The organism is Nonomuraea sp. NPDC049480 (assembly GCF_044465905.1).
Classification (GTDB): Bacteria; Actinomycetota; Actinomycetes; order Streptosporangiales; family Streptosporangiaceae; genus Nonomuraea.
In genome coordinates, this window is sequence record NZ_JBITMD010000022.1 from 25555 (window position 1) to 42648 (window position 17094).

The 17094-nt window shown below is 65.8% G+C and carries 20 protein-coding genes; 7 read left to right on the plus strand and 13 right to left on the minus strand.

Annotation, left to right across the window (positions count from 1 at the left end):
* Positions 1-86: 86 nt before the first annotated feature.
* From ACIBX3_RS44000 to ACIBX3_RS44015, 4 genes are all read right to left on the minus strand, one after another.
* A complete protein-coding gene (locus ACIBX3_RS44000; protein WP_397126572.1) occupies positions 87-281 on the minus strand; it encodes a hypothetical protein in 195 nt (64 codons plus the stop codon).
* Positions 282-556: 275 nt separating this feature from the next.
* On the minus strand, positions 557-1276 hold the full coding sequence (locus ACIBX3_RS44005) for a DUF4429 domain-containing protein (RefSeq protein WP_397126573.1): 720 nt from the start codon (positions 1274-1276) through the stop codon (positions 557-559).
* Positions 1277-1571: 295 nt separating this feature from the next.
* Positions 1572-2402, minus strand: coding sequence for a hypothetical protein (locus tag ACIBX3_RS44010; RefSeq protein WP_397126574.1), 831 nt, complete (start codon positions 2400-2402; stop codon positions 1572-1574).
* 425 nt (positions 2403-2827) lie between these two features.
* A complete protein-coding gene (locus ACIBX3_RS44015) occupies positions 2828-3973 on the minus strand; it encodes a GntR family transcriptional regulator (RefSeq protein WP_397126575.1) in 1146 nt (381 codons plus the stop codon).
* A gap of 231 nt (positions 3974-4204) precedes the next feature.
* On the opposite strand from ACIBX3_RS44015, the gene ACIBX3_RS44020 reads away from it, so the two are divergent.
* Positions 4205-5329 carry an ABC transporter permease subunit gene (locus ACIBX3_RS44020; RefSeq protein WP_397126576.1) on the plus strand — a complete coding sequence of 375 codons (1125 nt, stop codon included), beginning with the start codon at positions 4205-4207 and terminating at the stop codon, positions 5327-5329.
* A gap of 763 nt (positions 5330-6092) precedes the next feature.
* Here the strand turns inward: ACIBX3_RS44020 and ACIBX3_RS44025 are convergent.
* From ACIBX3_RS44025 to ACIBX3_RS44060, 8 genes are all read right to left on the minus strand, one after another.
* Positions 6093-6434 (minus strand): hypothetical protein, encoded by a 342-nt coding sequence (locus ACIBX3_RS44025; RefSeq protein ID WP_397126577.1) that lies wholly within the window; start codon positions 6432-6434, stop codon positions 6093-6095.
* On the minus strand, positions 6422-6922 hold the full coding sequence (locus ACIBX3_RS44030; RefSeq protein ID WP_352365978.1) for a hypothetical protein: 501 nt from the start codon (positions 6920-6922) through the stop codon (positions 6422-6424). Before ACIBX3_RS44030 ends, ACIBX3_RS44025 begins: the two co-directional genes overlap by 13 nt.
* 69 nt (positions 6923-6991) lie before the next feature.
* On the minus strand, positions 6992-7156 hold the full coding sequence (locus ACIBX3_RS44035; protein WP_397126578.1) for a hypothetical protein: 165 nt from the start codon (positions 7154-7156) through the stop codon (positions 6992-6994).
* Positions 7150-7707 carry a hypothetical protein gene (locus ACIBX3_RS44040; protein ID WP_397126579.1) on the minus strand — a complete coding sequence of 186 codons (558 nt, stop codon included), beginning with the start codon at positions 7705-7707 and terminating at the stop codon, positions 7150-7152. Before ACIBX3_RS44040 ends, ACIBX3_RS44035 begins: the two co-directional genes overlap by 7 nt.
* Entirely contained in the window at positions 7697-8197 is a 501-nt protein-coding gene (locus ACIBX3_RS44045) for a hypothetical protein (RefSeq protein ID WP_397126580.1), read from the minus strand. Before ACIBX3_RS44045 ends, ACIBX3_RS44040 begins: the two co-directional genes overlap by 11 nt.
* A complete protein-coding gene (locus ACIBX3_RS44050; RefSeq protein ID WP_397126581.1) occupies positions 8194-8937 on the minus strand; it encodes a hypothetical protein in 744 nt (247 codons plus the stop codon). The genes ACIBX3_RS44045 and ACIBX3_RS44050 overlap by 4 nt, the downstream gene beginning before the upstream one ends.
* Before the next feature lie 442 nt (positions 8938-9379).
* On the minus strand, positions 9380-9553 hold the full coding sequence (locus ACIBX3_RS44055; RefSeq protein WP_397126582.1) for a DUF6338 family protein: 174 nt from the start codon (positions 9551-9553) through the stop codon (positions 9380-9382).
* Positions 9554-10654: 1101 nt separating this feature from the next.
* Positions 10655-10786: an integrase core domain-containing protein gene (locus tag ACIBX3_RS44060; protein WP_397126708.1), complete on the minus strand. Its 132-nt coding sequence runs from the start codon at positions 10784-10786 to the stop codon at positions 10655-10657.
* A gap of 488 nt (positions 10787-11274) precedes the next feature.
* Between ACIBX3_RS44060 and ACIBX3_RS44065 the strand changes: the two genes are divergently transcribed.
* Both ACIBX3_RS44065 and ACIBX3_RS44070 read left to right on the plus strand, forming a co-directional pair.
* Complete coding sequence (locus ACIBX3_RS44065; RefSeq protein WP_397126583.1) at positions 11275-11622, plus strand: hypothetical protein; 348 nt, start codon at positions 11275-11277, stop codon at positions 11620-11622.
* A gap of 228 nt (positions 11623-11850) precedes the next feature.
* Positions 11851-12264 carry a hypothetical protein gene (locus ACIBX3_RS44070; RefSeq protein WP_397126584.1) on the plus strand — a complete coding sequence of 138 codons (414 nt, stop codon included), beginning with the start codon at positions 11851-11853 and terminating at the stop codon, positions 12262-12264.
* Positions 12265-12362: 98 nt separating this feature from the next.
* Here the strand turns inward: ACIBX3_RS44070 and ACIBX3_RS44075 are convergent, their stop codons facing one another.
* Positions 12363-13136 (minus strand): integrase core domain-containing protein, encoded by a 774-nt coding sequence (locus tag ACIBX3_RS44075; RefSeq protein ID WP_397126585.1) that lies wholly within the window; start codon positions 13134-13136, stop codon positions 12363-12365.
* 457 nt (positions 13137-13593) lie between these two features.
* On the opposite strand from ACIBX3_RS44075, the gene ACIBX3_RS44080 reads away from it, so the two are divergent.
* The 4 genes from ACIBX3_RS44080 to ACIBX3_RS44095 all read left to right on the plus strand — a co-directional run bounded on the left by ACIBX3_RS44080 (position 13594) and on the right by ACIBX3_RS44095 (position 16934).
* Positions 13594-14427, plus strand: coding sequence for a hypothetical protein (locus tag ACIBX3_RS44080; RefSeq protein ID WP_397126586.1), 834 nt, complete (start codon positions 13594-13596; stop codon positions 14425-14427).
* Between the two features lie 302 nt (positions 14428-14729).
* A complete protein-coding gene (locus tag ACIBX3_RS44085; protein ID WP_397126587.1) occupies positions 14730-14954 on the plus strand; it encodes a hypothetical protein in 225 nt (74 codons plus the stop codon).
* Between the two features lie 254 nt (positions 14955-15208).
* Positions 15209-16291, plus strand: coding sequence for an SMP-30/gluconolactonase/LRE family protein (locus ACIBX3_RS44090; RefSeq protein ID WP_397126588.1), 1083 nt, complete (start codon positions 15209-15211; stop codon positions 16289-16291).
* Positions 16292-16343: 52 nt separating this feature from the next.
* Complete coding sequence (locus ACIBX3_RS44095) at positions 16344-16934, plus strand: TetR/AcrR family transcriptional regulator (protein WP_397126589.1); 591 nt, start codon at positions 16344-16346, stop codon at positions 16932-16934.
* Positions 16935-17094: the final 160 nt, after the last annotated feature.

A 17094-nucleotide genomic window follows, 5' to 3' on the forward strand; every position in this document is an offset into this window, starting at 1 on the left:
GGTTCTCCCGCGCCACCCCAACAATCAGTGCCTTGACGGGCTGGCGGGTACAGAGCAGTCCCGGGCGTCGCACAGGCGGCGGTGGATCAGCCGCGACAACAGCGTGAGCCAGAGCCGGTCGGCGTGACCCCACCGTGGCCGGCCACCGAGTTGCGGCGGAGCACCTGATTCTCGTGACAGAGCACCAGCAGCTCCACGTCCTTGGACAGATCAGCGCGGATCAGCACCGTCAGCAGGCCGAACAGGCACCTCACCAACCGGTGGACCAGGGGTGACAACACCTTGCGACGGTCGCAGCCGCCGCTCTGATCGCGCAGCGAAACCCCAGGTCAGAGCACGAAACCGTGTTTTCGAGCGGGACAGGATCGGCGGCATTCCCACGCACCTCCACCTCGCCCTGGGCAAACGCCCGAACAACGTCTATCCAGGCGTCAACCGCTACGACCAACATCGAGACCGTGCTGATCGTGCGGGTCTTCCCGGAGGGAAGCGCGCCGTCGGGTGCCTTGAGTTCCAAGGCGCCAACGCGCACAAAAGTCACATACGGGACAGCAGCTCAGCCTTCCGCCGCGACCTGTTCGATCATGGGACCTTGTACGGCGGCCAGCACGGCGGCGGCGAAGGGCAGGGAGTGATGCGTGGCTCCCCAGCCAATGCCGAACACCACGGAGGCGGGATCGTTGTTGGGATTGGACAGGGCATGGTGCCCACGGATGCGCAGCCGCAACGACCCGCGAGCGTCCTCCAGCGCATGCCAATCGACGCCCTCGATCTCGGTGATCGGGTAACGCTGGTCACCTGCCGTGTACTTGGCCGGGGAAGCTCCGGACGAGAACCAGGTGAAGGTGACAGCCTGCCCGTCGAAGGCGGCCTCACCGTCCCATGCCTTGAAACTACGCGGCACCGAAGGACCGGCGATCAGGAACCGCTCAGCCGGACCGCGCTCGGACAGGGCCGCGCGCATCTCGTCGGCATACTGGTCGGCCAGCGTCTTCGTGGCGGCGGGCAGCACCAGCCGGTACGGATCGAGCGACTCCTGGAGCTGCCCCGTTGCCGCGGACATGACCGGGTCGGCTCCCTCCCGGGGAACCACCCGCAACACCACCCTGCCGCGTGCACCAGGCTCCAGCATGACATCGGCCAGCGCGTCGTACGGCACGAACCGCTCACCGAGCTCCATGCTCAGTTTCGACGCCTTACCCGGCTCAGGCGTAATGCGCAGCCCTCCGTCCTCGAACTCCCACGCGCAACCTCGCCCCTTCAGTACGTCACCCATGCAAGCAAGGATAGGTGCTGGTGCTCAAACACTGGCGGCTGCGCAGACGGGCGGCCGCCGCAACGAGCCGGCTGGGCCTGCGCACGTCGCTGGCCGCCGCGTTCGGCGACGGCGACTACGGCGACTTCTGCTGGGGCACTCTGGAGGAGCAAAGCGGTCGACCTGTCCAGGTCGCTGTGCTTCGAGCAATGGCATTCGCCGGTGACGGTCTCCATGGCGGTCGACCTGACCGCAGCATGGTGGAGCGGCTTGCTGTGAGAGCTCCGAAGTACCGCGTTGTTGTGCAGGTCGTCCATCACCAACCGTCGGAGATGAGGTGCTTGGGCGGGGCCGTGATCTTGACGGGGGTTCCCCATCCTCGATAGATGATGTTCATCGTCATGGTTTCGGCCTCGCCGCCCTCCGGCCAGGTGAATTTCATGATGGCCTGGAAGCGTCTCGGCAGGTTGTCCGGCCCTGCCCAGAGTTTCCAGGTGATCCGCCCGCCATGCACCCCCTCCTCCTCGGTATCGAAGGAGATGCCGGCCTGTCTCTCACTCAGCTTGGTAACAGTCACGGTGCCGCTGTGGAGGGTCGTCTTCACTCCCTCGAAGGTTCCGCCGTCGGCGCTGGTCGCACCGTAAGAGGCGACCAGCTCGAGAAAGCCCGGATTGATCCCGTTGACCAGATCCTTGCCCCAGACGACCCCGGCGAAGTTCCGCCCGTAGGCCCATTCCCCCAGCGTCGGTGGCGACTTCCAGATGTACTTGCCCTCGTCGGAACGCACATAGCTCTGTGAGTAGAACTCTCGGCCTATGGTGATCTCTCGGGATCGCCCCGTCGCCGCCTTCTCGTAGGAGATCTCCGTGAGGTCGGCGGCGTACATGCCTGAAGAGTTGAAGCGGTACGCGCCGGAGATCTTGAGATCCTCCGAGGGTGGAGGGCCGCCGCGTCGCCTGACGGAGAAGCGTACGCTGCTCTTCTTCGCATACTGCTTCTTGATCGCTTCGACGACGGAGTCGAGAGACTCCGATGCGAGAGCTGCGTGCACGGCGCCGCCGGGAATTGTCACGCTCAGCAGGCTGGCCACTACCAGCGCGACGCTCATGCGTTTCATGCGCCGATCGTCGCAGATGATGATCTCCATCTCATTACGGCAAGGTGCTGGCCCGATGGAGATCATCATCCAGCAAGGAGCGGCGCGGGAGCACGCCGGTGATGAGGAGTGGCCTGCTCGAGCGTCAATCAGCAGGACGGCGTACGAGGGGCCGGCCTGATAGGAGCCGGCAGGGATAAGGCGGCCAGAGCGAACATCGGCACCAGCGCAGCACCTGCTGTGCTGTGGTTGACGGAGGCATGGCTTTACGCGATGCCGAACGGCTCGCCCGCTCAATCGTCCGCCTTGCCGTTCTCGCTCGTGGTAGCGCAAATACGGAATGGAGCATCCGCGGTCGGAAGGGCTCGGATTGCTCGTGCCGGGTCTGAACGGAGGGGACGGCCCATCATGACCCGAGTCTGAATCCCCGATCCCAGTCTGAAAAGGCCATCAAGATCTTCAGGACGCTCCTAGGGTCAGCAGACCGCTCCCGCGTCCACCACAGTGAACGGAACAGTGGACTGCTTCGGCACCGGCTCGCCGCGAATCTGCATGAGGAGAAGCTCGACGGCCCGCCTGCCCATCTCCCGCTGGTCCTGCCGGACGTGCAGGAACGCTGACCCGGTGACCGGGTCGGGAGGCGAGTCGAAGCAGGCGATCAGGTACTTGTCGCGCGCACCGAGGACGTCTGTGGCCTTGGCCAGGACCCGGGCGAGGTTGTACTCGCAGGCGACGAGCGCGGTGATGTCCGGCCTCGCGCGCAGGAACGCGACGGCGCGCTGGACATCGGCTTCGACGCTGTCGGGAGTGAAGGCGTCGGGCAGGGTGCTGCGCATGTCCGTCAGGAAGTGCCTGCTGCCGTACGCCGGGTCGCGGTCTGCGAAGGCGGCACGGAAGCCTTCGAGCCTGGCCTCGATGCTGGAGGTGTTGTCCGGCGGCGGCGACACGAAGGCGAGGTGGCGATGGCCGCGCTCCATGACGTGTTCGGTCAGCGCCTTGGCGGCGGCCGCGTTGTCGGTGTGCACGGCGCAGCCGGCGATTCCGGACAGGTAGCGGTCGATCAGCACCACGGCGTGGCCGTCGAGGATCACGCGGAGCAGGCTCGCGTTGTAGTACTCGCCGTGGACGGGGAAGACCAGGAGCCCTTCCACGAGGCCTGATGTGACCAGAGACTCGATCGCCTTCTCCTCATCGTCCTGGTGTCCGCGCGTACGCCGGATCAGGAGGCTGATGTCATGGAGGGCGCACTGCTCCTCGATCGCGTAGAAGAGTTCGAGCCCGTAGACCTCGGAGAGATCTGGGATGACCAGCCCGATCGCCGAGGCCGAGCCACCGCGGGGCCGGGGTCGGACGGGTGACGGCGTGGGCGAGTCGGCCGCGAGCCGGTCGAGGTCGGGGAGCTCGCGCGCGACGAAGGAGCCCTTGCCGCGGATCCGTTCCACCACACCGGCCTGCCGGAGGACCTCCAGTGCCTTCTTCGACGTGATGCGGCTGACGTCGAAGAGCTTGGCCAGCTCCATCTCCGACGGCACCCGGGCACCAGGGGCGAGCGCCCCGCGCTTGATCTCGGTCAGGAGGTAGTTGCAGATCCGCTCGTACAGCAGCGGAGCGTCGGCGGTCAACGGGCCTCGATCCCTTGGTCGGCAACTTGGTATGTACCTGATATTACAAGCATGCCAGGCGTGGCGTCAGGTTCTCCCGCCTCGTTATCGAGCTGAGACTTAGAGCATGTTGACCTATATCAAGTTATGTCTTTATTTTTCAGACAGGTTACAACGCATGCCAAGTTGCGTAACGGAGAAGGACGTGGCTGTGCATTCCAGGCTTACTCGCAACACGCCGCCGTGACGGCCGTGCGGCTCGGCCGCGAGCAGGCACGGGCGGGCGCGCTGTTCGTCGCTCCCGCGATGGTGCTGTTCGCGGTGTTCATGGTGCTGCCGGTGCTGGGCGCGTTCTTCCTGAGCTTCACCGACTACGACATCCTCACCCCGCCCAGGTGGACCGGGCTCGGCAATTACGCCCGATTGCTCGACGACGTGGTCTTCATGACCGCGATGAAGAACATCCTGCTGTATTGCCTGATGTTCGTGCCGGCGATGATCGTGTTGTCGCTGCTGCTCGCGCTCGCGCTCAACCTCCGGCTCCCCGGGATGGTGATCTACAAGACGGTCTTCTTCGTCCCCGTGGTCACCTCGCCGGTCGCGGCGGCGACCGTGTGGGGGTTCATGCTCAACGGCCACTACGGGCCGGTCAACGAGTTGCTGCGGCTGATCGGGATCGAGGGGCCCGCCTGGCTCGGGGACAGCGACACCGCGATGGCCTCGATCGTGCTTGTCACGCTCTGGCAGGGCGTCGGCTGGAACATGCTCATCTACCTGGCAGGGCTGCAGGGCATCCCCGCCTACCTGTACGAGGCGGCCGCGATCGACGGGGCGGGCCGATGGCAGGCCTTCCGGCGGATCACCTGGCCCGCACGGCCCGGGTCACGACAGGGACATCGCTGTCCCCGTCATGACGTGCTCCGGCGCTCGCTCACGGGCGCTGGAGCCGCCGGGCCGGCCGCGGGCTCAGCCGAGGTTCACGCGGGTCAGGGAGTTGACGCGCGTCGCGATGATGCTCACGTTGAACACCGAGATGTTCGAGGTCGTGGTCGCGTTGCACGACAACCGCACGGTCCCGGAGGTGCCCACGGTGCGCGCCGTGACCGCTGCCAGGCTGGCGAACTGGCCGTTGGGGCCCAACGAGGCGACCGTGCGGCTGTTGTTGGTGCTGCTCTCGCTGATGATCAGCAGCGTGCAGGCCAGGCCGGACGCCACGGCCGTGTTGTTGCGGCCGGTGAGCGTGGCCTCGGCGGTCCAGCTCCCGGCCGGGACGGCGAAGTCGAAGAAGATGTTCGCGGCGCCCGTCGCCGTCCGGGTGGCGAACGTGTCGGCGATGATCACTTCGGGAGGCACCGCGGCGGACGCCGGGACCGCTAAGCCGATGCCGGCGAGCGCGGCCACCGCCGCGACCCAGATCGCCCGCCGGCCGCGTACCTTCTTGAGAATCGCAGCAGACATGCCGCATCACTCCTCACATCCGGGGCGGCGCTGTGCCGCCCGACGACGCTCCGATCGTGCCGTGCGGCGTTGCGCAACCGTTGCACCCGCATCCGCGCCAACACCGGGCCCCACACATGCCCGGCGGCGGGAGCCGCCCTGTGCCCTGCGCCTGGCGGCGGCATCGGACAGGGTCTCCGCGATCGTGCAGGTATGCCAGTTCGGGACGTATCCGTATCCGGTGAGCGGTGCAACCTGTCCACCGAGTATCGGGCGCCGACAGCACGGTGATCACGTGAGTCAGCGCAGGTCGGCGACTAGATCGTGGGATTCACGGCTGTTGCCATCGGGGCCCTGGGGCCGTTGCCGCGGACCGCGCGCGAGAACGTGGACGAACAGGACCGCCATGACCACTGCGCCTGCCCACATGGCCTGCTGCCAGCCGTCGACGAAGGACTCTTGGGCAGCCCGCCCGATCTTCCCCGGCAAGCGGTACGAGGACTGGAAACTGGAGGACCCCGCAGGGCAGGGCATCAAGGCCGTACGCGAGACACCTGCCGTATGTGACGGAAGTCACGGGAGGCGGAGGAACACGAGCGCTGAGCATAGAAGGCCAGGTCAGATGCCGTGGACGAGTTATGGCACCGCACACGGTCAGCAGGATCACCGGTACGTGAGGGTGAGTAGTCTTCTCATGACCGCTCTACCTTCTGTGGAGACGAGAGGTTCCGAGCAGGTGCGCCGCTCGCAGCCGTACTATGCGCAAGGCCAGCCGCAGCGCGGCCGCGCGCCTGCCGGGGGCCACCAGCCTGCCCGCTCGCCAGAGCAAGCGGAAGCCCGTCAGCGCCCGGTCTTCATAAAGCGCCAGCGGGCGGGCGCACGGACGGCGGCCCGCCAGCACGGGGAACTCCTCGGCCAGGTGCGGGTCACGGCACGAACGCACCACGACCGTCACGGCCAGCACGCCGCCGAGCGCGGCCGCGATCGCCGAGCAGCCCCCGCAGGCACTGTCGGCGACCACGACCAGCCGCTCTACCAAGGCCACAGTCCCCACGCGAGCGCGGCGACTGTGGCGACCCCCGTGACCGAGGCCAGCAGGCGGGCGTTCATCGACCAGACATCGCTCCAGCCGCCGTCCTCGCTGTGGCCGATGCTGGCCGCCGCCATGATCCAGCGAGCGACCGCGAAGCCCGCCCCGGCCGCCAGCGCGCCGTTCCACGGCAGTGCGAGCAGCACCGCGGCCAGCACGAGGTGGGGGAGGGAGGAGGGCGAGTACGTCCGCATCCCGGTGCCCATCTCGAAGCCGAACTGGATGCCTCCCAGCACCCGCCCGCGATGCAGCACGTGCTCGGGCACGAGCCTGGCGTTCTCCGGCACCGGCAGCTTGATCAGGCCAACCTCACGCAGGAGTACGGCGGCCGCCAGCACGGCGAGCGCCGCCAGCCGTACCGGCAAAGGCAGAAGGCCCTGCACGATACCGCCCAGAATCACCCCGACGGCGGCCACCGTCAGCGCGCCCAGCAACAATCCCACGCCGAAGTAGGCGAGGGCACCACGACCGCGCCAGACCGACGCGCTCAGCAGGAATGCCGAGTTGTGGCTTCAAGTGCTGCCGGAGTTCGCGTATCCGGCATTGAGCCCCGCGAAGAAGAAGACGAGCGCCAGCGGGCCCCCCACTGTGATCGGCAGTACCGTCCCCAGAGCGATGGGGACGGCCAGCGTCAGCGGATTGAGGGCCAGCCGGCGAAGGGCAGGCGGCATCAGCACATCGAGATCGTCAGGTCGGTGTGGTGCGTGCCGTCACGCCAGGTCACGGTGGTGACGGCGTCGGAGCAGATGTACTGGTGGCCGCCGGACTTCCAGCGCCAGGCGTTCTTGAACGAGGTGCTGCCGCAGCTGTCGTCGATGCGCGCCGCGTTGGTGTACTTCTCCTGGTCGGAGGCGCCGGGCTTGTGCGTGCGACTGCCCTCGAAGTGGCGGCGCGTGCTGTTGCACGGGTAGGCGCCCATGCGCCAGCCGCCGAAGCAGACGGCCTTGCCGTCGCCCCACCAGTTGTTGCGTCCCTCGGGGTAACCGCCGTCGGGGTAGGACCTCTCGCAGCTGTTCTCGTCCCAGACCGAGGTCGGCCCGGCCGCCTTGGCCTGCCGCTTGTTCAACGCCCAGTCCAAGGGGACGAGCGCGGCGGCCATCACCGAGACGGCCATGCCCTTCGCCAGGGTGCGGCGGCTGGACGGCAACGCGCCGATCAGGTTTCTGACCCGGCTGGGCTGGGCGCCCTCCGGCATGGCGTCGATCGCCGGGATCTCGTCAAAGCGCATGGCTGCTCCTCGCAGCTAGAAGTGAGTTCATCAGCTCGGGCAGGTCCGTGTCGCCGTAGACAAACCGGCGTGCGATGACCGCCCCCGAAGGATCGATCGCGAACAGGCAGGGCGCATACCCCTCATACAACTCGCGCCACTGGCCGGCGTCGGCGAGCACCTGGCCGGTGGTGAACACCTCGGCCATCTCCTTCTCGACGACCAGCCCGAGGACGCGGACGCCCGGCCAGGAGGACTCGTGCAGCGTCGTCCACGCCTGATGGCAGACCGCGCAGGTGCTGTCCATAAGGAGGACGACCGACGCCACCTCGCCGTCCTGCGGGCGGAGCGCGGGAACGACCGTCGTGCTCTCGTTGTCCAGCCGTGCCGTGTTCGGGTTCAGCACGTTCTGCTCCAGCGCGCGCAGCCTGGAGTAGACCGCCCCGACGGCGACCAGCGTGAACAGGGAGACGAGGAGTGCGAGCAGCGAGACGGCCAGCGGCAGGCTCACGCCGCCCACGCGACCTTGAACCCGGCCAGGACGTCCTCGACGAAGCCTTCGTCGGCCGCGCGGAAGGAGCCCGCCTCCGGGTCGAAGGTGAACTGCACAGTGAAGACCGCGGTGCTGTTGGCGTAGATGTACTTGTGCTCGTACGGCGTGCCCTCGACCCTGTCCTTCTGCTCCGGATCGAGGTCGAGCGGGATCTTCCACACCTCCGCGTCACCACGGCTGGCGCCCCGGAACTCGGGCAGCGTCTCGCGGGCGGCACGGGCGTCGCTCGCCATCACGATGAGCCGGTCGTTGCGCCCGATGACCTTGGTCGCGAACTGCTGGGTCGCCGCACGCACGCGCGGCCTGAGCATGGCACCCTCAGGGCTGTCGGTGAACTCGACCGCCGCGACGAGCGCGTTGAGCACCGACCGGCGTGGCGCCGGACCGGCGAACCACGTCTTGGCCTCGTTGTACGGGCCGACCCAGACCAGGCAGCTGTTCGTGCGGTCGATGCTCTCGTAGAGGGTGAGGTCGTAGCCGTGGCGGCGGAAGGTCTCGACCCGACCACCCGGGAAGATGTGCGTTGGCAGGGCGCTGTTGCCGCCCTTCTGGACCAGCGTGAAGGCGTGGGCGAAACCCGGCCCTGCCATCTTGGTGAGTCCGTGCCATTCGAGCGCGCCCACCGAGTCCGGCAGCTCGATCGTCAGCCGGGCGGCATCAGCCGCGGCGCGGGTGAACCGGGAAAGCATGATCGTCATAAATGTGCCCCCAGGAAGGAGCGGTCGCCCAGACCGCATGATCATTGCTAGCTAGACATTGTGAGGACGCCACTCGAAACAGCAATAGATATGGCGATAACAGGACTTCCTGATATGACTAACGATCTTCGGTCGCTAGGAATCCTCAAACAGGAAGGTCTCTGGGTCCAGGCCCAAACGGGCATCCACCACGTGGGCCGGCTTCCTGCGCTCGTAAGCCAACGCCCTGCGATTTTATCGAGATCACCACCTTGAACGGGCAACGCCGGTACATCCTCGGCCGCCCCGGCTGCGTGCCCATGTCGGCCGGGTTTTATCCGCCGCGGTTGCCCAACTGGCTGCGGTGCATATCGATCTCTTCAGGCGCGAGGCGCAGCGTCTCCTCCTCATCGGGCGGCGTCACGTCGTCTCCTTTGCGTCGTGGGCTGGTTTGTCCGGGGTGTTACTGGAAACTCCAGCAGGTCCACATCCTGAACCCGCAGTAGAAACCCCGCGTACGACCGGCTCTCGCCCTGAAGCTGCCGTCGCCGTTCGTCTGGCATGCCTGCTCGATGAACAGCTCGGGCGGCTCTGGGTAAGCGCTGGCGAATGAGTGCGGCCCGTACCACCCCGCCAACCCAGTCTCAGCTCTTCAACTTGGCCCGATGAAACAGTGCGGCCGGTCACGGAGTCGCTCCAGAGCGCTGTTCTGTGCAGCGTGCACTGCCCTGGCAACATGCAGGCACTCCAGACCTCGCGGCTGTGGGAGGCACGCTTGGAGTGCATGCGCCGCCGCGACATACCTGGCGGCCATTTCACGGTCGACATCGACATCTGGCTCCAGCCACCGAACTCGACGCACTGGCCATGGCCACCGATCTCGACGCCACCCTCCATGATCACCACGGCACCCTCTTTAAGCCCGATCCGCAGCCCTGTACCGCCTCCGCCAAGTGGCCACCTCAACAATCCTCTCCCTCGACGAACCTGAAGGAGCCGGGCAGGAACACCCGCCCTCGGCGGGCCAACCGCCCACAGCGGACACCGACGGAGCCGGATGGTACAAACCCCGGCGCGCTCTTTCACCGGCTACCGCCCCGGGACGATCCCCGGCCCACACGGCAAAGGTATCCATCAGCCGGTTGACTGTCGTCAACCGCTGATTGGACATTCGCGTCCACCAATCGCGGTAGCAAATGGCTCGTGTCAACCACCGGGTTACCCCCGCGGCCACCCGAATGCAACCGTTTCTGGACGACGTCCTGCCCGTGAACGCCGCGACGTAAGGGGGCGCTTGGTCGGCGGTCTGCCGGCGGCCAAGACCAGCTGACCTTTGACCAGCACCTGCCGAAAGTTCCATCCATGCAGTTCAAGCCGCATGCGCGTACTCATGGAAGAGTGCGCCTGCCGATAATGTAATCAGTGCAGGTCATCCTGCTTGCACGGCCAACCACTGGCAACATCTGACCGAGCTGCCGGTCAGAGGCAAGTGGCGTGGGTCATCGAGGTGCGGGTACGGCGACTGGACCTCGTCCAGGTTTCCGTTTCCAGGACGATCATCATGGGTCTGAGCGCCTGATCAAACCCTGTCCGGTGCCAAAAACTCGGTCGTGGCGCCGGCCCGCGGTTTCGCGCGTCCTCAAGCGGCTCTGTGATACTCACGGATCAGACCACAGACGGCGTTTCGTCGCTCTATTCGAGCCGTGAGATCGACCGCCTCGGCCGGATCATGAAGGGGTTAGGGTAGTGACAGTGCCTGGTGCGGTCGGTGCTGGTTGTAGTGGCGCTCGTACCCAGCCAGGACCTGCCGCAGGTGCCGCTCACCAAGAATCAGAAAGTGATCGAGGCATTCGCGGATCTCTTCGAAGATTGAGGGCCGGCCCTGCTTGGCGGGTTAGGTCCACCTGACGACGTAGCGCCGCAACCTCATGCCGCAACACCAAGATCTCCACCTCTTTGGAAGCACTGCCTCGCGCGAGCAGCACCAGCCAACCGAACACCCTGACCACCAGCAGATACAGAAGTCGAAACAGCACGGGAACCAAGCCTGGAAGACCAGGTCAGATCCCTGCATCAGTTCTGGCACCGGACAGGCACCAAGCTCGCCCTTCTGGCGCCCGTCGCCGACGTCGACACTGGCCGACTGGACTCACAGATACCGATCGACGGCTGGCGCGGGGCTGAACGTGTTCCGGCTCGCCGTGGACCGAAATCCGCGACGAGTTTGTGACGGCATGTACGTATACCGCTGCCTATCATGAAGGATCGAGGTTAGGGCATTTGCCGGGCATTTTAATGTCCGGCAAATGCCCGGCCAATGTCCTGGTCGGGCATCTAGCCGTGATTGACACTTGTACCATGAATTCGACAGTGAAAGCGCTCCTCGCCGGATCGGCCTTGACCTGTCTCGCGGTGGTGGGCGCGACGGGCACCGCTCACGCCGCAACTGGACGGCTGACATTGATCGGCGGGACGGGCAGTCGCACCGTCGTCTACGATGCGTGCCAGCCCTCAATGCAATTCAGGCCGCAGCCGCTTCAGCTCGAAGCGTTCGAAAATCAACCGCTTCCCGGGTGCCAGGCAGTCCTGTTCAACCGCACAGGCGCTAGCAAGGTGTTGTGCGTGGGTCGCGGAACCGTACCCGTCGAATTCCGCGAGTCGATGCTCGTTCGGATCCAGCTCGGCACCGCGCCAGTCTGCACCTGATGGGTGGACGACACGCGATTAACGTGATCCGCCGATTTCGACAGCCGTAAGTTTCCGGAACGGCAAAGAAGGTCGTCTTGGCGATTCCCGACGGGCGTCAGAATTCAAATGCGGCCTCATGGACCGTATTCTGAAAGCGCCCGGAGACTGCCAATATGCGGCCTTGATGATTGGAGGCATATAACCTATCCCATTTCCCCTGTCATCCTCGGATCTTATCAACAAGGAATGGAGATGGCCATGAAAAATCGATCAAGGAGAATCGCTACAAGTCTCGCAACATGTCTGCTGGTCCTTGCGGCCGGACTGGGGTTCGCTGCGCCGGCCTACGCCGCCGAGAACAGTGGCTGCAATGGCTGGGCCTGCGTCAAGATCACAGGTAGCGGTGGCCGGGTAGACCAGATCCAGGCGTATGCGAACATGTGGCAGGTACTTAGCTTCTACGGCCACTTCCGCATCTTCGGCCCCGACTTCGCCTACAACACTTCCGACCGGACCAACCCTCACACGCTCGTCCACTACAGGAACATCGGCCGAAACTATGCGAACGGAAGAGCGTTCTGCGTTGAGGCTTACCAGAAGAACTCGGACGGCTCGTACACGCGCAGGGGACTTCCTTGCGTCTACACCCCGATAGATTAGTGGTCCTCACTTCCCGGAAATTCTTCCGAGGTGCAAGCCTGTGACGGGCGGACGCGGCTGCCGGTCCGACGTACGAAGAGTTCGCGGTGCGGCGCCAGCTATATCGGTTCGACTACTCCGTCGAGCTGACATCCGGTAGCGACGGCGGCCACCTCGCCGTGTTCCAGGTGGCCATGCACGAGCTGCCCATCTTCGCTCGCCAGTGCCGCCGCGGCGCGAAGCCGCTGAGGTAGATCGCTGGCGCGATCGAATCTGCACGTATCGCGCGAGAAGGCCCCAGCCGGATCACTGACCGGTTGGGGCCTTCTGCTTGCGCCCGGCCCCCGAGGGACTTTGGCGGCAACACACTCGGGGGCCGGGCTGTCTAGGGCACCGACCGTGTAGGGCGTCAAAACCCGCGTGTGGTTTGAGCTGGGGTCTCTCCAACCGAGCCAAGCGGCTCGGCGGTACTCTTTGATCACTCTTCCCAGTATTTCGTGGCGCTCAATCCGACCTTCCATCGGCACTGCCACAGGCTCATCGTGATCAGGTGGTCGCTGCCCACGAGCCTGATGCGGCCGATGCGCGTTGTAGTGATCGAGATACTCGTTCAGGACCGAGTGAAGGTGACGTTCGCCGTAGATCAGCATGCGGTCGGTGCACTCGGCGCGCACCGCCCGGATCCAGCGCTCGGCATAGCGGTTCGCCCTCGGGGTCCGCGGCGGAGTCTTCAGCACCGTGACGCCCACAGCGGCGAACACCTCGAAGACGGTTGTGAACTTGGCGTCCCGATCGCGGATGAGGAAGCGAAACGACCCTGTCCGCTCGCCGAGGTCGATTAGGAGATTGCGGGCCTGCTGAATAGTCCATACGCCGGTCGGACGGCTGGTCACGCCAAGGACGTGCTTTCCTGCGGGTACGAACCCCGTCAAACCACAGGTCAGAGCCGTCGTGGTTGCGTTGTGACGCGGTACAGGGCGACCGGGTGCGCACCCAGGACCCGAAGTCAGGAGCGACGATCTCGAGCAGCGTCCTCGCCGTGATCACCGGCCCGGGCGCCAAGAACCTGGTTGAGGTCACCGTGCAGACCGGCGGCTTGACGGGGACGGTCGTCGCCACCGCCGACCACCCCTTCTGTCGGAAGACCTGCGCGGCTGGACGGCGGCGACGCACCTGTGGGCCGGGGCCTGACTGCGTACGGACGACGGCGACCGGGCCCACGTCCTCGCGCTTGCCAAGCGGACGGTCAACGATCAGCCCATCTACCACCTGACCGTCGCAAATACCCACACGTACTTCGTCGCGATCGGCGACAAGGCCGTGCTTGTCCACAACGCCGACCCCCGCCCCGTGAAGCTGGAGTTTTCCGAATGGGACCCGGGAGATGGTGACGACGACGACGGATACAGAACCCCCCGCAACAACCAGGCCCAGAACAAGGCTTTCAACGACGCGATCAGGGACGCCGAGCGGCAGTTGGGCCGTTCGCTCACGAAGGCGGAGCGCAGGAGGGTGCACGACGCGATATCCAAGAAGGGGTACGGCTATCACAATCGTGGACGAGGTCATAGGGATGTTCGGCGACGGCGACTGCAAATAGCGACGGGGGAACAGTCCCGTCTGCCACTGCTCGAAGATCGTAAGATGGCCACCCGGGACACTGAGTCAGTTCGGAGGACCAAGCTGGTATTCGACCCGCACCGCATGGAGGCAAGGCTCCATGCCCTCCTGGGACTGCACGCGGTCGGTGTCGGCCGGGCCCTTGACCTGGGGATCATCGATTTCGACCCCACACCGCCGGACACCTGGGCAGACGACTGGCGGAGCGCCTTCGCGCTCCACCTCCAATGCCCCTTCCGCATCACGCACAAAAGCCGGGTGATCCTCGGTTCCGCTGACCTCGCGTGGCTCGAACGCGAAGTCCGTGGCACCGGCGAGACCGAAAGCGAACGGACCATGTACGACTTCATGGCGGATCGGGTCGACGCCACCTTCATGGAGCTGAGGCCCACTGTGACAGCTGCGCGAGTGTCACCTTTCGGCGATCTCCATGTCGAGCTGGAACGTGAGTTCACGGTGCAGGCGTTTCCTGCCGGGTCCGGGCGTGCCGAGGCGTGGCGTTTTCTGCGAAGAAATGCCGAGCACGTGGTGTTTCCCCCTGACGAACAGCTGGAAGAACAGTGAACGTTCTGCCCCACCTCCACCATCCACCGTCTGCGACGGCGGGTACGGCAGCCAGTAGTGTTTCGAACGCTCAATATGCGACCTCGAGGACGCTTCACCGGAAGTGACACCGGGCGGGTGCCCATGGCCGAGGCACTGCGCATCGGACGGATGAGTGGGGTGATCATCAGGTCCCGTTCGAGGTCATCGGGAGCACCCTCGCCCCGAAGCCCGAAGTCGTGATCATGGGCCGGGAACTGTGTGGCGATGGTGGGCGGTACGTGATCCGGCGCACGGAGCGGAGCTGCCGGAACGTCACGCGAATGGACAGCAGCGGAGTCGGTGATGTCAAAACGGCAGGGCTGGTCGGCGAGGCCACCGGCTACTTCGGCTTCAGCGTCCGGCTCGTGGGCGTGATCTCCGGCCGCATCCTGGGCGGCATCTACGGCGGCATCCTGCTGGCGCGGGGCGTAGGGAAAGTTCAGTTCCCCTATGGGCCGTTCCTGCTCGCGGGCGTTCTTGTTGCTCTGCTCCTGGTCGGTCCGTAGCCGGCGCTGTGTCTCCTGCAGGACCGAGGCCATCCTCGTAGCGATTGGATCGCTCCCGAGAGACCACTTGCCATCCGGCGCCACTCCCTCTATTGTCTGACGAACGTAAGATAAACGATCGTACGACAATGGGATCTCATCCCGGTCCGGCGTCAAGGGCGTCGATTCCACCCGGATGTCTCCCATGTGCTCGACGTTTCGGATGTCGCCGAAAGTCCATTGATCAGTCACTCGTTGATTTGCCGAGGAGAGTCATGCAGCAGCAACGCCAGCGAACGGCCCGGCGCAGTGCATCGAGCGCGAGGCGTTTTCTGAAGAAGAACGCCGGAATCGCGCTGGCGGTCACCGCGACGGCGGCCGTCCTGGGGTCGGCGCCGTCCGCGTCCGCAGCGACGGGACACGCGTATCCCGGATCCGTTGTCACCGACGTACGGACCGCGGCGCAGTTCGACTACGCCGCCGGCGAGATCCCCGAGAACATCACCGTCAACCCCGACGGCTCGATGATCCTGTCCATGCTCGGCAGTTGCGCGGTGTGCCAGCGCACCCATGGGCCGCAGGTGATGCGCATCTCCGCGTCCGGACGTCGCACGGTGCTCGTCACCGGGCAGGTGGGTGAGGCGATCAGCGGCAACACCCGTGGCGATGACGGCACCGTCTACTACAGCGTGTGGGCCCCGGGCAACGCGGCCAGGAACGGCGTGTACACGCTGCGCCCGGACGGCACCCCTCAGCGCATCGCCGCTCTGCCCGCCGACTCGGGCCCCAACGGGCTGGCCATCGACGCGGCCGGACGCACCCTCTACATCGCCGACAGCTTCAAAAGCATCATCTGGTCCGTTCCGATCTCGGGCGGATCGGTGACCCCGTGGCTGACCGATGCCGCTCTCGCGCCGGTACCGACCGAAGCCCTGCCGATCGGTGCCAACGGGCTCAGGTTCCACAACGGCGCTCTGTGGGTCAGCAACTTCAACAAGGGAACACTGCTGCGGGTACCGGTCACCCCCGCCGGCGCCGCCGGTCCCATCCGCCTTGTCGCGGGCGGCCTGCCCAACATCGACGATTTCAGCTTCCTGACCCCCTGGTCCGATGTGGTGTTCGTGGCGCAGAACGGCTCCTCCTCGCAGAACGGTCCGGACAGGATCGTGGTGGTCTACCCGAACGGCACCTACAAGGCCGTTCTGACCAGTGCGGACGGTCTCGCCTCGCCCTCTGCGACCGCGGTTCGCGGCGACCGGTTGTACATCACCGACGGCGGGGTCGCCGAGCCCCACGACGCGAAACTGCAGACCGGGAGGATCAACGTCGCCGCTCTTCTTGCCAACGCGGCACAGTGACCTGGCCAGGGCGGTATCCGGGCGCAAGTCCCGGCTACCGATGGAGGAACGCATGGTGCGGTACGCGAAAGAACACAAGCAGGAGACAAGGCAGCGGATCATTGCGACGGCCGGTCGCCGGCTCAAGCGGGACGGCATCGACGGCTCCGGAGTCGCGACGCTCATGAGGGACGCGGGCCTGACCAACGGCGCCTTGTACGCCTACTTCCCTTCCAAGGACGAACTCGTCACCACCGCGGTCGCCGACCAGATGCGCGCACAACACGCCAACATCGTCGCGCAGGCAGCGCCCGGCCGTGCCGGACTCGAACAGATCGTGCGCTGGTACTTCTCCCCCGAGCAGCGCGACAACATCGAGGACGGCTGCCCCAACGCCGCCCTGCTCGACGAGATCGCACGCTCCACGGATCCCACCAGGCAGGCATACACCGACGGCGCGCTTGTCCTCATCGACGACTTCGCTGCCCGCCTGGCACCCCACGATCCACCGTCGGCGCGTCTGAAAGCACTCGGCCTCCTCGGCATGCTGGCCGGGACGCTGCAACTCTCCCGCGCCCTGACCGACCGGCAACTCGCCGACCAACTCCTCGAACAGGGCATCCGCAACGCCCTCGCACTCCTGGACGCCGAGCAGCACAACTGAGACGCCATCCGCGTATCGATCAGAAGCTGGTCCGGTCGAACAAGGTCGGCGGCTCCCTCGACAACCGCATCCGCTTCGCCGTCGAGGTCACCACCGCCGTGGCAGACGAGATCGGCCACACCGACTACCCCACCCACACCGCCTGACAATCCCCGGCGAT

Bases quoted from the DNA above. Each gene is read 5' to 3' on its own strand.
- ACIBX3_RS44005 (WP_397126573.1), bottom strand. From the start codon at position 1,276: ATGGGTGACGTACTGAAGGGGCGAGGTTGCGCGTGGGAGTTCGAGGAC.
- ACIBX3_RS44010 (WP_397126574.1), bottom strand. From the start codon at position 2,402: ATGGAGATCATCATCTGCGACGATCGGCGCATGAAACGCATGAGCGTC.
- ACIBX3_RS44040 (WP_397126579.1), bottom strand. From the start codon at position 7,707: ATGCGCTTTGACGAGATCCCGGCGATCGACGCCATGCCGGAGGGCGCC.
- ACIBX3_RS44050 (WP_397126581.1), bottom strand. From the start codon at position 8,937: ATGACGATCATGCTTTCCCGGTTCACCCGCGCCGCGGCTGATGCCGCC.
- ACIBX3_RS44065 (WP_397126583.1), top strand. From the start codon at position 11,275: ATGAATTCGACAGTGAAAGCGCTCCTCGCCGGATCGGCCTTGACCTGT.
- ACIBX3_RS44070 (WP_397126584.1), top strand. From the start codon at position 11,851: ATGGAGATGGCCATGAAAAATCGATCAAGGAGAATCGCTACAAGTCTC.
- ACIBX3_RS44085 (WP_397126587.1), top strand. From the start codon at position 14,730: ATGGACAGCAGCGGAGTCGGTGATGTCAAAACGGCAGGGCTGGTCGGC.
- ACIBX3_RS44090 (WP_397126588.1), top strand. From the start codon at position 15,209: ATGCAGCAGCAACGCCAGCGAACGGCCCGGCGCAGTGCATCGAGCGCG.
- ACIBX3_RS44095 (WP_397126589.1), top strand. From the start codon at position 16,344: ATGGTGCGGTACGCGAAAGAACACAAGCAGGAGACAAGGCAGCGGATC.